The sequence below is a fragment of the Bacillus sp. FSL K6-1006 genome (assembly GCF_038593175.1).
GTDB lineage: Bacteria > Bacillota > Bacilli > Bacillales > Bacillaceae > Bacillus > Bacillus safensis.
In genome coordinates, this window is record NZ_CP151970.1 from 2,643,089 (window position 1) to 2,658,491 (window position 15,403).

The following is a 15,403-nucleotide window of genomic DNA, read 5'->3' on the forward strand; positions in this document are numbered from 1 at the left end:
ATTTTGAAAAGAAAATAGTCGAACCTGCATAAAAAAAGGGACGAAAACAACAAGTGTTTTCGTCCTTACAAAATTGGCTCCTTGGATGAAGGGGTTCCTATTCATCCTACCAATGATTGTTTAACTAAACATGAATCCATTGTAAAGATCATGTAAATTTTAACGCGACTTTCCTTTTTTTCCTATTTTGATTTCAGGCTCACTGTAAAAGTCGTTCCTTTACCTTGTTTGCTATGGACCGAAATCGTCCCTTCATGCGCCTCCACAAGGTGTTTGACGATGGCAAGACCAAGTCCTGTACCGCCTGAATTTCTACTTCTATCTTTATCAATTCGATAAAATCTCTCAAATATTCTTGGAATCTCGCTTTTCTTCATGCCGATTCCTGTATCTGCTACATCAAATTCATAGGCGCCTTTCCGCGGTCTTGCCGAAATGGTGACACTCCCTCCCTCTGGTGTATAGGTAAGGGCATTGTTCACGAGATTGAGGAAGATTTGCTTTAACCTCAGCGGATCTGCCATCACATAGACAGGCTCTTTCGGGATTCGCACTTGTAATTGAATGCCTTTTTCTGCGGCCTTTTGTTTTAAAAGGACTTCAATCTCTTGAATGATTTCTGTCGCATTGGCGTCTTGAATATTCAGTTTGAAATGCTGCTGCTCGATTTTGGAAAGATCGAGTAAATCTTGAATGAGAGTTTCGAGACGGACACTCTCTTTTAGAATGATGGAAAGGAATTGTGTCAGCGCTTCTTTGTCATCAATCGCTCCATCAAGAAGAGTTTCGGAGAATCCTTTAATCGACGTAATCGGTGTCTTTAATTCGTGAGACACATTGGCGACAAAATCTTTTCGCATCTGCTCAAGCTGCTTTGTTTCTGTCACGTCATGAAATACAAGGACAATTCCTTTCCATTCATCGTCTGTACTTAAAATGGGAACACCATCCACCTGGAAGTAGCGCCGTTCAATGTCAACGGCCAGGCGTAAAAACTTCCGCACCTTCGTTTCTGTCATGAAAATTTCGTCAATCAGCTCAATAATTTCTTCATGAGTAAATGCTTCATGGTACAGCTTGTGCATGTAAATGTGCTTTTGCACTTTAAACTGCTTGCGGAAGGTTCGATTGACTAGGTTGATATATCCCATCTTATCAATCAAAATAATTCCTGCACCGATGTTTTCAATGACTGTTTGCAGACGGTCCCGCTGCATTTCCCCAGTGCTAGTCATTTCTTGAAGGCTTTCTGCCAGGCGCTTCATTGATGTATTAAGCTCACTTGTTTCGATGATGAGCTCTTCATAATGATTGGTATCATAGTTCCCGCGTTCCAGCTGTTTGGCTACCTTTGTGGCATAATCTATCGGTTTTACATATTTCATCGACATGCGGTATCCAAAGAAAACGATAATAATAATCGCCGAGCCAAGACAAACGGCTAATGCGAGCCAAAGCTGGCCGTCAATTTCATTTAAAGGCTGGAATGACGCATGGAGAAATAAATAGCCCACCGGTTTGTTTTGTTTCAGGATAGGGACTGCGTAATGAAACAGCGCATCCTTCTCATCCTCAATGACGACGCCTTTTGTTTGAAGGCGTTCATTGTTCAGTGTGTTTTGAATGATGCCCCTTTGCTCCGCTTGACCTGTTGTATGTATGATATTCCCCTTCAGGTCCACAATTGATGCATTCATATCAAGATGCTGCTTTGCCTGATCGAGGATCTCCTTGTTTCGCTTCGCCTGCAGATCATCACCATCCATGGAAGAAAGAAGAAAGCTCGATTCATTTTCCATTCGTTCCGTTAATTTTGTTTCATAAAAAACATGGAACATGTGATCCAAAAAAAGGCCAAGTGCAACAAACACAATAAAAAGGAGAAAAATAAGTCCCGAAAACAGACGGGTTCTAATTTTACTCATTTGGCTTTGGCTCCTCCAATTTGTAGCCTAATCCGCGAATGGTTTTAATATATGTTGGTTTTTTCGTATTCTTTTCAATTTTGTCCCGCAAGTGGCTGATATGTACATCCACAATACGAGTGTCACCTGCAAAGTCATAATTCCAAACGGCACTTAGCAGCAGATCACGTGTGAGGACACGTCCTTTATGCTTGGCCAAATAAAGCAGCAGTTCAAATTCCTTCGGTGTAAGCTCTAGGCGTTCTTCTTGGAAGTAGACTTCGTAGTGTTCTGGTAAAATGCGCAGTTCACCAATTTTGATTTGGTCTGCAATGACCTCTTCCTTCTCCTCTTGCGCGGGGACAGGCTGAGATTGCTGAGCTCTTCTCAAGATGGCTTTTACCCGAGCACCCACTTCTCTAGGACTAAATGGCTTTGTCATGTAATCATCGGCTCCAAGCTCAAGGCCGAGCACCTTATCAAATTCATCGTCCTTTGCTGTCAGCATTAAAATAGGGAACATCATTTTTTGAATTCTCAGTTGTTTGCACACTTCAATGCCGTCCATCTTCGGAAGCATTAAATCTAATACAATGAGATCAGGCTGTTCACTTGCTGCTTTTTCAAGCGCTTCTTCGCCATCTCTTGCTGTGACGACATCATAGCCCGCCCTTTCAAGGTTATAGCTTAGAAGTGTTACAATCGATTCTTCATCATCCACAACTAATATTTTTTTATTCATGTTGTGCCTCCAATTAGTGATTTCCCCTGCATCCGTTTTTTTGTATCTTATGTGAAAAGCGAGAAGTCATGCTTTCTCTTTCATTTTAACGAAAGCTTAACAAGAGGACAATTTAAAATTTCGACAAGATTTGTTTTGTAAACAAAAAGAAGGCCCCTCATAAGAGAAGCCTTCTTTTTTTCATATTAAGACAATACTTTCATGACGTTCTTAACAGATTCAACAGAACGGTCAAGCTGACTTCTTTCTTCTTCTGTCAACTCAAGCTCAATGATCTGCTCAAGGCCGTTTCCACCTACGATTGTTGGTACTCCAAGGTAAATGCCTTCGTAGCCATATTCACCTTCAAGGTATGCAATCGTTGGGATGACGCGGCGCTGATCTTTTAGAATCGCCTCAACCATTTCTACTAGTGAAGCAGCAGGTGCATAATAGGCACTACCGTTACCTAATAGGTTTACGATTTCGCCGCCGCCTTTTCTTGTTCTTTCAACAATCGCATCAATACGATCTTTTGGAATCAATGTTTCAAGCGGGATACCGCCTGCATAAGAGTAACGAACAAGCGGAACCATGTCATCGCCATGTCCACCAAGGACAAAGCCCGTCACATCTTTGACAGATAGGTTTAATTCTTGAGCAACAAACGTACGGAAACGTGCTGTATCAAGAATGCCCGATTGTCCAATGACTTTTTCTTTTGGTAATCCTGATTCTTTATAAACTGCATATGTCATTGCATCAACAGGGTTTGTTAACACAACAATAATGGCTTCTGGAGAATATTTAACGATTTCGCGTGTCACGCTGCGCATGATTTTTTCATTTGTGGACACGAGATCGTCACGGCTCATTCCCGGCTTTCTTGCAATTCCTGCCGTAATGACCACGACATCAGAACCGGCTGTATCTTCGTAGTTAGAAGTGCCTGTAATGTTCGCATCGAAGCCTTGAACAGGGCTTGCTTCCAGCATATCAAGAGCTTTCCCTTTTGTTGGGTTTTCAAGCTGCGGGATATCAACTAATACGACATCCGCTAATTCTTTTTGAGCCGTTAGAAATGCTGTAGTTGCTCCAGTAAAACCTGCTCCGATGACAGATACTTTTTTACGCTTGTTTGCCATTTCCTTTTTCCCCTTTAACTTTAAAGTTTAAGAATCAAGACAAGTTTTTGATGAGCTCGTCAGCAAACTCAGAACATTTCACTTCTGTTGCGCCATCCATTAATCTAGCAAAATCGTATGTGACGACTTTAGATGCAATTGTTTTTTCAACAGATTGAATCACTAGATCAGCTGCTTCCTGCCAGCCAAGGTGCTCAAGTAAAAGCACGCCCGATAGAAGAACAGAAGATGGATTCACTTTATCAAGACCAGCATATTTTGGTGCTGTTCCGTGAGTTGCTTCAAAAATAGCGTGTCCTGTTTCGTAGTTGATGTTCGCACCTGGTGCGATACCAATTCCACCAACTTGTGCTGCAAGTGCATCAGAGATGTAATCTCCATTTAAGTTCATTGTAGCCACAACATCAAACTCAGCTGGACGAGTTAGGATTTGTTGAAGGAAAATATCTGCAATGCTGTCTTTGACAATGATTTTGCCAGCAGCTTCTGCTTCACTTTGCGCTTTGTTTGCCGCATCTTTTCCATCTTGTTCTACAATACGATCATATTGTGCCCATGTAAAGACCTTGTCGCCAAACTCTTTTTCAGCCACTTCGTAGCCCCAGTTTTTGAAGGCACCTTCTGTAAATTTCATGATGTTTCCTTTGTGAACAAGCGTCACAGATTTACGGCCTTGGTCAATTGCATATTGGATAGCCGCTCTGACAAGACGGGATGTACCCTCTTCAGAAACTGGCTTGATTCCGATACCTGACGTTTCTGGGAAACGGATTTTGTTCACACCTAATTCGTTTTTCAAGAAGTCAATTAACTTCTTCACTTCGTCTGAACCTTTTGCATACTCGATACCTGCATAGATATCTTCTGTGTTCTCACGGAAGATCACCATATCTGTGTCTTCTGGACGTTTCACAGGAGAAGGTACGCCTTTGAACCAGCGAACAGGACGTAAGCATGTGAATAAATCAAGCTCTTGTCTAAGTGCCACGTTTAATGAACGGATTCCTCCGCCAATTGGAGTTGTTAGTGGTCCTTTAATCGCAATTAAGTATTCACGAATGTCTTCAAGCGTTTGCTCAGGAAGCCACTCTCCAGTTTTATTGTAAGCTTTCTCACCTGCATATACTTCTTTCCAAGTGATTTGCTTTTCACCTTTATATGCTTTTTCTACAGCTGCTTCAAGTACTCTTGATGCTGCTTTCCAAATGTCAGGACCGATTCCGTCCCCTTCGATAAACGGGATAATTGGATTATTTGGTACATTCAATACGCCGCCAGTAACTGTAATTTTTTCGCCTTGTGACAATGATATTACCTCCCAGGTTATGTAGTGAATATTTGAAACTTCTTGGCTTGATGTCTGCAAGCAAAAAAGTTTTTCACGTGATTCGTTTTTTGTTGATATAGAGGCTGATTGGCCTTTTGAAATCAGCCCCCGCTTATTCTATAAACATTAGTCTCTTTCACTGATCGGAACAAAGGTTTGAAGATCAGGTCCAATGTAATCAGCTCTTGGACGGATGAGTCGGTTGTTATCATATTGCTCTAGAATGTGAGCAATCCATCCAGAGAATCGGCTGATCACGAAAATTGGTGTAAACAAGTCATGATCAATGCCAAGACTGTGATATACAGATGCAGAATAAAAATCAACATTTGGTGGAAGATTTTTCTCTGATGTCACGATTTCCTCTGCGCGAACAGACATTTCATACCATTTCGGCTCGCCAGTGAGGTTTGTTAAACGCTGGCTCATTTCTTTTAGATGCTTTGCACGCGGGTCACCTTGGCGGTATACACGGTGGCCAAAGCCCATAATTTTTTCTTTCTTCTCTAGCTTACCATGAATATAGGAATCTACGTTTTCAACTTCGCCAATTTCTGAAAGCATCTTCATCACGCCTTCATTAGCGCCGCCATGAAGCGGTCCTTTCAGCGCACCGATCGCCGCTGTCACACCAGAGTAGATATCTGATAGTGTAGCAACACATACACGTGCTGTAAATGTCGATGCGTTTAATTCATGATCCGCATGTAGAATAAGTGCCTTATCAATGGCTTCAATTTCTACTGGTGACGGCTCTTCGCCATTTAGCATATACAAGAAGTTTGCAGCATAGCTGTATTCTTCTTTTGGCTGTACAGGCTCAAGTCCTTTGCGAATGCGAGAAAACGCAGCGACTAGTCCAGAAATTTTCGCCTGTAAGCGAATCGCCTTTCTGTAATTCGCTTCTTTGTCCATAATCTCTGATTCGTCATCGAGTAAACCTAGTAAAGATACTGCTGTACGAATCGCAGACATTGGATGAACCCCATCGAGCGAATAAGATTTAAAATGCTCAATGATTTCTTGCGGAATCTGAGCATTTTCATTGAGCTGCTGTTTTAATTCACTCAGCTCCTGCTCATTCGGCAGCTTTAAGTGCCATAACAGGTAGACAATTTCTTCGAATGTAGCTTTTTCAGTTAAATCATCGATATTGTACCCTACATAAGTAAGAGTATCATCAATAATTGAGCTTACGGATGAAGTTGTTGCCACGATACCTTCAAGACCTCTTGTTGCTGTCATGTTCAATCTCCCCTTTTTAAAAAGATTCCCCTTCGTTGCAGAATTCTCACTTTTTGAAAGCGCTATCCAATCCGAATAAGATAACAGGCTCAGAAAAGAAAATGCTTACATTTACCTATACGGTTAGAGCGCTTTTAGCCTCATATCTCTTGTGTGATCAATGAGTTCAAAATTAAGCCTATTCCCATTATAAACAATAATCAGACATTTGTTAAATGTTTAACTATAATTTTTTTTGATATTTTTTTTTCCAGTCTCCCATATCAGGCATGGAATAAAGGGATTTTGCTTCTTTTAATATATTTAATTATGTTTTTTTGCAAAAGCTCACGCAAGAAAAAATTTAAAAAAGAAAGTGGCAGGAACCACTCTCTTTTCACCCGCTGAAAAATTTCACAGCCTGCATCGCCAAATAAGCAATTCCAGCCCCGATAAGCGGCCCAACTGCCACACCTTTAAATAAGCTGACTGCCAAAATGGTACCGAACACAAGCGCTGCCGTAATATGCGGATCATTTTCGAGTAGCACAATCCCGTTTTTTGCAATTAATGCTACTAATATACCCGCTCCAAGAGCTATCCAAGCATAGGAAGATTTCATCGCTTCTCCAAGCTGCTTAAATCCAATGTCACCTGTTGCAATCGGGACCAGAACTGCAATGGTAATAACGGTGACCCCCCAATTAATGCCTTTAGATTGGAGAACCGGGAAAATTTTTTGATCCAGGCCAATCAGCTTAATCGCGATCAGCACAGAGACTGCTACAATTAACGAATTGTTTTTTGCAATAAGTGCAATAACGAGTAAAAGAACCAAAAACAAATTTGCTTGAGTAAACATACGCCGCTCCTTTCTTTCTTTTTATTGCGACCTTTTCATATTACTAATCTTTTTGAATAAAATGAAGTATCGGACATGCTTGTTTTTTGGAGGGGATTGTGTGAATCACGCCTATGTGGCCATTTTTCTGCGAAGTTTGATGATGATCAGCATTGCTGTTTTTGCGGTTGTCTTTTTATATCAGTCTTTTCCGTTTTTATATCCTTTTTGGATCGCCCTTATCGTGTCTTGTTTAATTCATCCTGCCGTCTGCAAAATCGAAGAGATCACCGGGATGCCAAGAGGATTTGTTGTGGTCATTGTGCTCTTGCTCTTTTTAGTCGCAGCCGCCGGCTTAATGACGCTTTTAGTTGCGGAAATCATTTCAGGAAGTGCTTATTTGGCAAAGGTGCTGCCCCGTCATCTTGATCAAATGATTGGGATTGTAGAGCAATTTTTCACAGACAAGATTCTGCCTTTATATCATGATGTGACGGCCCAATTTAATACGCTTCAAGCAGGTCAAAAGGAATCGATTTTGGGACAAATTCAAGCACTTGGTGATGAAGCGGCCGCAAAAATCGGGTCTTTTCTTTCAAAAACATTCGAGCTTATTCCGGCTTTTTTAGGTCTTTTGCCTGATGCAGCAGCCACACTGTTATTTTCTGCTCTGGCGACTTTTTTTATCACGAAAGATTGGTTTACGTTAAAAACATATGGCTCACGTATCTTTCCCGCAAAATGGATGCAGCATACACGCGCTATTTTATCTGAAATCAAAAAAGCCATTACCGGCTTTATGAAGGCTCAGCTTCTGCTTGTTGCCATGACGATTGGTATTGTATTGATTGGACTCATCATTTTAAAGGTCAAGCATGCCTTCGTTATCGCTCTATGTATCGGGCTCGTCGATTTACTTCCATATATCGGAAGCGGCACTGTTTTTCTACCCTGGATCATTTATTCTGCTATGACAGGAAATCTTTCCCTCGCCATTGGACTGGGCATTTTGTATATTGTCGTCCTCATTCAAAGACAAATATCAGAGCCAAAAGTCTTAAGCAAATCCATCGGACTTAATCCTTTAGCAACGCTTGTGGCGCTATTTGTAGGGTTAAAATGGTTTGGTTTTCTAGGACTTGTGATTGGCCCTGCTTCCCTTGTCGTGTGGCAGGCATTCCGTAATGCAGGAGTTTTCAGAGATATTTATGAGTACATTCGGTATGGCATGCAAAAATAAAAGAGACCTTCAGCTGAAGGTCTCTTTAACGAATGATCGTGTAGCGGTTGCGATTAGACATGTTTCTAAGCCAGCGTTCAAAGAGCGGCTTGATTCCCTTTCTCGTCACCGGAATGAGCAGCAAAGCCCCAATGAGATCCGATAAGAAGCCTGGAATGAGCAGCAGCAGACCGCCGATTAGAATACAAAAACCATCGACAATCGCTCCCCCTGGCATCTTGCCATATTGTAAATCTCGCTGCACTTTTTGGAAGGCTTCTATACCTTGTTTTCTTGCAAAATAAGCACCTAAGGCACTTGTCAGCACGATGAGCAGCATGGTTGGCAAAATGCCAATGATTTTACTTGAGATTAAAAATAAACTAATTTCCACCGCAGGGAACAGAATTAATAATAGTAGAAAATATTTCTTCAACCATATCACCTCATGGGGTATCTTTCATCGAAAGCTGTTTACTTTTTTTAGTGTAACATAAAAAAAGAGAGGAGTCAGACAACTCCCCTCTTGGATGATTTAAAGGACGCTCGCACGGCCTTTGTAGATCGCTCCGCGTGCTGGATCTACTGTAATCTCTTCGCCTTCTTTTAATAGTGTCGTTGCGCTGTCAAGACCAACAATCACTGGAATGCCGAGGCTTAGTCCAACAACTGCTGCATGGCTTGTTAAACCGCCTTCTTCTGTGATAAGGGCAGATGCTTTTTCTAAAGCTCCCATCATATCACGATCTGTGCAGTTTGCAACCAGGATCGCACCATCGTACATTTTTTCTTCTGCTTCTTTTCCGCTTTGTGCAATGACAACCGGTCCAAATGCAGATTTACGGCCAATACCTTGACCTTTCGCAATGATGTCACCGACAACATATACTTTCATTAAGTTCGTCGTACCTGTTTCACCAACTGGCACACCTGCTGTAATCACGATTAAATCGCCGTGTCTTACATAGCCTGTTTCAATTGACTTTTCTACTGCATTCTCAAGCATTTCATCAGTAGACGTCGTTTTTGATCCGCTCTTTGCAAATACACCGAATACGAGTGAAAGCTTTCTCGCCACTGATTCGTTTGCAGTAACTGCTACGATTGGTGCTTTTGGTCTATATTTTGAAATCATTCTTGCTGTATGTCCGCTTTCTGTCGGTGTGACAATGGCTGCTACATCAAGCTTCATTGCTGTATGTGCAACAGATTGACCAATCGCGTCTGTAATGCTGACTTCTACTTCTTCGCTTCTGCGAGAAAGAATGGCTTTATAGTTTAGTGCTTCTTCTGAACGTGATGCAATGTTATGCATTGTTTGTACGGCTTCTACTGGATATGTTCCTGCTGCTGTTTCACCAGAAAGCATAATCGCATCTGTGCCATCAAAAATAGCATTTGCCACGTCACTTGCTTCCGCACGGGTAGGACGTGGGTTACGCTGCATGCTGTCCAGCATTTGAGTCGCTGTGATGACAGGCTTGCCTAAACGATTGCATTTTTTGATCAGCATTTTTTGAACAAGCGGTACTTCTTCTGCCGGGATCTCTACACCAAGATCTCCACGCGCAACCATTAAACCGTCAGATACCTCAAGGATCTCGTCGATGTTATCAACACCCTCTTGGTTTTCAATCTTAGGGATGATTTGAATATCAGTCGCATTGTTCTTTTCAAGAAGCTCACGAATTTCAAGAACATCAGAAGCTCGTCTCACAAAAGAAGCTGCGATGAAATCGACGCCTTGTTCAATTCCAAACAGAATATCATTGGCATCCTTTTCTGTAATACCTGGCAGGTTCACACTGACGCCAGGTATGTTGACGCCTTTTTTGTTTTTGAGCGTGCCTGTATTCATGACTTTAGTGACGATTTCTTTGCGGTCCTTGTTAATTTCTTTTACTTCTAAACCAATCAGACCATCATCTAATAGAATCGTTGAACCTACTTCTACATCATGAATTAAATCTTCGTATGTCACACTAATTTTTTCCGTATTTCCAACAATGTCTTCCATACTCACGATAAGATCAGCACCAGCGACTAGCTCAATTGAGCCGTTTTCAACTGTACGTGTACGGATCTCTGGACCTTTTGTATCTAGAAGGATCGCAATGTCCTTGCCTAATGTTTTACCTGCTTTACGTATGTTTTCAATGCGTGCACCATGCTCTTCAAAATCTCCATGGGAGAAGTTGAGTCTGGCTACATTCATTCCTGCTTCAATCAATTCAGTCAGCTTTTCAATGCTTTCACTTGCTGGACCGATTGTACAAACGATTTTTGTCTTTCTCATTACTGTTCCTCCTAAGGTCTTCTCGTTTTATATAGAGAGCTCTTGTGAAAGTCGGTACATATTTTTATCGACTGTATGTTTTTTATCTAAGATTTCTAAAATATCGTGATGAACGAGTTCATTGCTTTGAATGCCTACACAGCGTCCGCCTTGTCCTTCAAGAAGAAGCTCGACTGCATATGCTCCTAAACGGCTTGCCAGCACTCGGTCAAACGCACTCGGAGAACCTCCGCGCTGAATATGTCCTAAGACAGATACACGTGTTTCAAGGCTTGTCTCCTCTTCAATCCGCTTACCAAATTCAACACCGCTGCCTACGCCTTCTGCAACGATGATGATACTATGCTTCTTGCCGCGTTCGTGACCTCTTCTTAACCTAGCAATAATTTCGTCCATGTCATAGTCTGCTTCAGGAATCAAAATAGATTCGGCTCCGCCCGCAAGACCTGACCAAAGAGCAATATCACCAGCATGTCTTCCCATTACTTCCACTACGTATGTACGTTCATGAGATGTGGCTGTATCACGAATTTTATCAATGGCATCAATGACAGTATTCAGTGCTGTATCAAAGCCAATAGTGAAATCTGTACCTGGAATATCGTTGTCAATCGTGCCTGGAACACCTACACATGGAAAACCGAGCTCTGTTAATTTCTTCGCCCCCATAAATGACCCGTCTCCACCAATGACTACAAGTCCTTCAATACCGAATTTTTTTAAGTTTTCAATTCCCTTTTCACGACCTTCAACTGTCTTGAATTCAGGACATCTTGCCGTGTAAAGTTTTGTTCCTCCACGATGAATGATATCGCCTACTGAACCTATTTCGAGTTTCTCAATTTTACCGTTAATTAGACCTGAGTATCCATTATAAATACCGTAAACTTCAACATTATGGTAAATTGCTTTCCTTACAACTGCGCGCACAGCTGCATTCATTCCTGGGGAATCCCCACCGCTTGTTAAAACTCCTATACGCTTCATCTTTTTCACCTCAGAGACCATATATGAATTAAACATACCATTTCCACTGCTTGAAAACAATCATGAGCAAATTTGGATGTTTTCAATACGAATTTCTAAAACCGTACTTATTATACAATTAAATAAACCGTTTTTAAACAAAAGTTAAGAACGTCATGAAAGCAAGTCTCTCTGAAATCTGTGAAGGGAGGTGCTATAAACCTTATCATATCAAGGTTTTCAGACGTTTCAAATTTTATGAAAACAAAAGAAAATTATTTTCAAATAGCGCTTACATGAAGTCGGTTTTCATGAAAAAAGATGAAAAAAAATAAACGCCAGCCAAAATGGCTGTACGTTTATTTAGTTTACCCCAATATATTGATTTTCAATCGATACTTTCCCGATTGCTTTATATTTTTCATATCTTTGTTCGACTAGTTCTTCAGGTGTTAGTTTGAGCAAAGATGTAAGTGACTGTTTTAATGTTTTTTCCATGTAAGCTGCTTGTAGTTTCACGTCTCGATGTGCTCCACCTTGCACTTCTTTAATAACATCATCTATAATATCTAATTCTTTTAGGTCTGGAGCGGTAATTTTCATTGATTCTGCAGCTTTTTTCGCAAGTGATGAGTCCTTCCAGAGCAGCGCTGCTGCACCTTCAGGTGAAATCACTGAATACGTTGAGTTTTCTAGCATGAATAGGTGGTTTCCTACGCCTAAGCCTAGTGCGCCGCCGCTTCCGCCTTCTCCAATGACAATACAGACAACTGGTACACGAAGTCCTGCCATTTCGAATAGGTTTTTCGCAATTGCTTCACTTTGTCCGCGCTCTTCAGCTGCTTTACCAGGATAAGCTCCTTTTGTATCAATAAAGCAAATGATCGGGCGATTAAATTTATCTGCTTGTTTCATCAAGCGCAGCGCTTTACGATAGCCTTCTGGATGAGGCATTCCGAAATTACGGCGCAAGTTTTCTTTTGTATCTTTACCGCGCTGATGGCCAATAACAGTGACAGGAAGCCCTTTAAACGTGGCAATTCCTCCAACGATCGCTTCATCATCACCATAAAAACGGTCACCGTGACATTCGAAAAAGTTGTCAAACAGCTCTTGAATGTAATCGAGAGTTGTTGGGCGCATCGCATGCCGAGCAATCTGCACTCTGTCCCACGGCTTTAAATTTGTATAAATGTCTGCTTCAAGCTTGCTCAGACGTGTTTCAAGGCGCTCAATTTCTGCACTTAAATCCATTTCTGAGTTTTGTGTGAACTTTTTCAGTTCATCAATTTTCGCTCGAAGTTCAATGACAGGTTTTTCAAATTCTAGTTCTCCAGCCACTCTCGTTCACCTCCTGTGCTGTGTAGTGCTAAGATTCGGCCTAGTGTTTCTTTCATTTCTGCACGATGGATGACAGCATCAAGCTGTCCATGCTTCATTAAAAATTCAGCCGTCTGGAAGTCCTCTGGCAGGTCTTCACGAATCGTTTGTTCAATGATTCTTCGTCCTGCAAAACCAATTAAAGCACCAGGTTCTGCAAAATTGTAATCACCGAGAGACGCAAAACTAGCTGATACACCGCCAGTTGTTGGGTTCGTCATCACAGAGATAATCAAACCTTGATCCTCGCTGAACAGTTTTAATGCTGAACTTGTTTTTGCCATCTGCATGAGACTAAGAATTCCCTCTTGCATTCTCGCTCCGCCAGAAGCAGTAAAGATAATAAATGGCACCTTGTCCGCTTTTGCTTTCTCGATCGCCAGCGTGATCTTTTCACCAACAACGGATCCCATACTGCCCATACGGAACGTGGCATCCATGACAGCAATCACAGCACTTTGGCCTTCAATTTCACCTTTACCTGTGACAATGGCTTCATTCAAAGATGTCTTTTCTCTGTCTTTCTCAAGCTTTTCTTCGTAGCCTGGGAAACCGAGCGGGTTTGCTGAAATGAGGTGCCCGTTAAATTCTTCAAATGTGCCTTCATCTACAAGGCTTTCAATACGCTGTTTTGCATTCATTTGCAAATGTCTGCCGCAATTCATACAAACACGTAAATTTTTATCTAGTTCTTTGGTGAGCATTATTTTTTTACATTGCGGACATTTGGTCATGATGCCTTCAGGCACATCTTGACTTGCCTGTTCAGAGGGTACAGATGCATATTTTTTCTTTTTACTGAAAATATTCTTGATTGACAAATGACTACCTCCCTTTTTGAAGGGTTTTTTCTTTACACGCACATCCACTATTATAGGACATGTCATAACTGTACCGAAACTATTGTACTTTTTTTGTCAAACGCTGTCATCCTTCATTCAATTTTTTCAGTGGGGAATTGATGAGAAATGAGTATGTGTTTGGGGCGCTGAGCAGTTGATATGTTTGAATTGTGAACGTCTACAAAAAAATCTCATTCCGGATGAAAAATTTTTCGCATAAGAGAGGAAATGGTGCACGTTTTTCCTCCAGTTTCAGAAAGAACGTGCACACTTTTCCAGTTGATTATTCGCCGATAATCGTTAATTTTCTTGTTTTTTCAGCGACAGCTTCTGGGTCGACCTTGATTCTTGCAACGCCAGTTTCCATTGCTGCTTTTGCCACCGCTTTTGCTACCGCTGGTGCTACGCGTGCATCAAATGGTGCAGGGATGACATATTCAGCTGACAATTCTTCATCTGAGACAAGAGACGCAATCGCTTCAACAGCTGCGATTTTCATTTCTTCGTTAATGTGAGTTGCACGTACATCTAATGCTCCGCGGAAAATTCCTGGGAATGCCAGTACGTTGTTCACTTGGTTCGGGAAGTCAGAACGGCCAGTTCCTACAACACTTGCACCTGCTGCATGTGCATCTTCTGGCATGATCTCTGGATTTGGATTAGCCATAGCAAAGATGACAGGATCTTTTGCCATTTTTCCAACCATTTCTTTTGTTAAAGCGCCTGCTACAGAAACCCCGATAAAGACGTCTGCACCTTCAATGACTTCTTCTAATGAACCTTCTTTGCGGTCTTGGTTCGTGAATTTAGCTACTTCGTTTTTCACTGCATTCATACCGTTCGGGCGGCCTTCGTAAATAGCACCTTTCGTATCACACATAATGATATCACGTACACCGAAATGATAAAGAAGCTTGATAATCGCAATTCCTGCTGCCCCAGCGCCGTTTGCCACTACTTTGATTGAAGACATGGATTTTCCAGATAGCTTCAGTGCATTCACAAGTCCTGCTACTGTCACAATGGCTGTTCCGTGCTGATCATCGTGGAAAACTGGAATGTTTGTCTCTTTTTTCAAGCGCTCTTCGATGATAAAGCAGTTAGGTGCTGCAATATCTTCAAGGTTCACACCGCCAAAAGTCGGCTCAAGAAGCTTCACTGTTTCAACGATTTTGTCAACATCATTCGTTGCAAGCGCGATTGGGAAAGCATCTACGCCTGCAAAACTTTTGAATAATACAGCTTTCCCTTCCATTACTGGAAGAGATGCTTCTGCGCCAATATTTCCAAGCCCTAAAACAGCGCTTCCGTCTGTGACAACAGCGACCATATTGCCTTTCATTGTATAATCATACACTTTGCTTGTGTCGTCATAAATATCTTTACATGGTTCTGCAACACCAGGTGAATAAGCCAAGCTCAAGTCTTTCGCATTTTTCACTTGTACTTTTGATTTTGATTCGAGTTTGCCTTGATTCTCTTTGTGCATATGTAATGCTTCTTCTCTTAATGACATGTGATGAACACTCCTTCAAGTG

13 protein-coding genes are annotated in these 15,403 nt (G+C 41.6%); 1 reads left to right on the plus strand and 12 read right to left on the minus strand.

Annotated features, from left to right (window positions below):
- Positions 1–182 precede the first annotated feature (182 nt).
- The 6 genes from NSS65_RS13770 to NSS65_RS13795 all read right to left on the minus strand — a co-directional run bounded on the left by NSS65_RS13770 (position 183) and on the right by NSS65_RS13795 (position 7,183).
- Positions 183–1,925 carry an ATP-binding protein gene (locus tag NSS65_RS13770; protein ID WP_326134852.1) on the minus strand — a complete coding sequence of 581 codons (1,743 nt, stop codon included), beginning with the start codon at positions 1,923–1,925 and terminating at the stop codon, positions 183–185.
- Positions 1,918–2,646: a response regulator transcription factor gene (locus tag NSS65_RS13775; RefSeq protein WP_024426141.1), complete on the minus strand. Its 729-nt coding sequence runs from the start codon at positions 2,644–2,646 to the stop codon at positions 1,918–1,920. Before NSS65_RS13775 ends, NSS65_RS13770 begins: the two co-directional genes overlap by 8 nt.
- A gap of 185 nt (positions 2,647–2,831) precedes the next feature.
- Positions 2,832–3,770, minus strand: coding sequence for a malate dehydrogenase (mdh, locus tag NSS65_RS13780; RefSeq protein WP_008356047.1), 939 nt, complete (start codon positions 3,768–3,770; stop codon positions 2,832–2,834).
- Between the two features lie 34 nt (positions 3,771–3,804).
- Entirely contained in the window at positions 3,805–5,076 is a 1,272-nt protein-coding gene (icd, locus tag NSS65_RS13785; RefSeq protein ID WP_024424789.1) for an NADP-dependent isocitrate dehydrogenase, read from the minus strand.
- A 147-nt stretch (positions 5,077–5,223) separates the two neighbouring features.
- Positions 5,224–6,342, minus strand: coding sequence for a citrate synthase (gene citZ, locus NSS65_RS13790; RefSeq protein ID WP_024424790.1), 1,119 nt, complete (start codon positions 6,340–6,342; stop codon positions 5,224–5,226).
- 376 nt (positions 6,343–6,718) lie between these two features.
- Complete coding sequence (locus tag NSS65_RS13795) at positions 6,719–7,183, minus strand: DUF441 domain-containing protein (protein WP_024424791.1); 465 nt, start codon at positions 7,181–7,183, stop codon at positions 6,719–6,721.
- Positions 7,184–7,283: 100 nt separating this feature from the next.
- Between NSS65_RS13795 and ytvI the strand changes: the two genes are divergently transcribed.
- Complete coding sequence (gene ytvI / locus NSS65_RS13800; RefSeq protein WP_034279643.1) at positions 7,284–8,402, plus strand: sporulation integral membrane protein YtvI; 1,119 nt, start codon at positions 7,284–7,286, stop codon at positions 8,400–8,402.
- 25 nt (positions 8,403–8,427) lie between these two features.
- Here the strand turns inward: ytvI and NSS65_RS13805 are convergent, their stop codons facing one another.
- The 6 genes from NSS65_RS13805 to NSS65_RS13830 all read right to left on the minus strand — a co-directional run bounded on the left by NSS65_RS13805 (position 8,428) and on the right by NSS65_RS13830 (position 15,381).
- Positions 8,428–8,817 (minus strand): FxsA family protein, encoded by a 390-nt coding sequence (locus tag NSS65_RS13805; RefSeq protein ID WP_024424793.1) that lies wholly within the window; start codon positions 8,815–8,817, stop codon positions 8,428–8,430.
- Between the two features lie 99 nt (positions 8,818–8,916).
- On the minus strand, positions 8,917–10,677 hold the full coding sequence (gene pyk, locus NSS65_RS13810; protein ID WP_024426143.1) for a pyruvate kinase: 1,761 nt from the start codon (positions 10,675–10,677) through the stop codon (positions 8,917–8,919).
- Between the two features lie 27 nt (positions 10,678–10,704).
- A complete protein-coding gene (gene pfkA, locus NSS65_RS13815; RefSeq protein WP_024424794.1) occupies positions 10,705–11,664 on the minus strand; it encodes a 6-phosphofructokinase in 960 nt (319 codons plus the stop codon).
- Positions 11,665–12,006: 342 nt separating this feature from the next.
- The gene (accA, locus tag NSS65_RS13820) at positions 12,007–12,984 is read right to left on the minus strand and encodes an acetyl-CoA carboxylase carboxyl transferase subunit alpha (RefSeq protein WP_065214538.1); all 978 of its coding nucleotides are present in this window, start codon (positions 12,982–12,984) and stop codon (positions 12,007–12,009) included.
- Positions 12,969–13,844, minus strand: a complete 876-nt coding sequence (gene accD / locus NSS65_RS13825; protein ID WP_034279640.1) for an acetyl-CoA carboxylase, carboxyltransferase subunit beta — start codon at positions 13,842–13,844, stop codon at positions 12,969–12,971. Before accD ends, accA begins: the two co-directional genes overlap by 16 nt.
- A gap of 304 nt (positions 13,845–14,148) precedes the next feature.
- Entirely contained in the window at positions 14,149–15,381 is a 1,233-nt protein-coding gene (locus tag NSS65_RS13830; RefSeq protein ID WP_025092260.1) for a malic enzyme-like NAD(P)-binding protein, read from the minus strand.
- Positions 15,382–15,403: the final 22 nt, after the last annotated feature.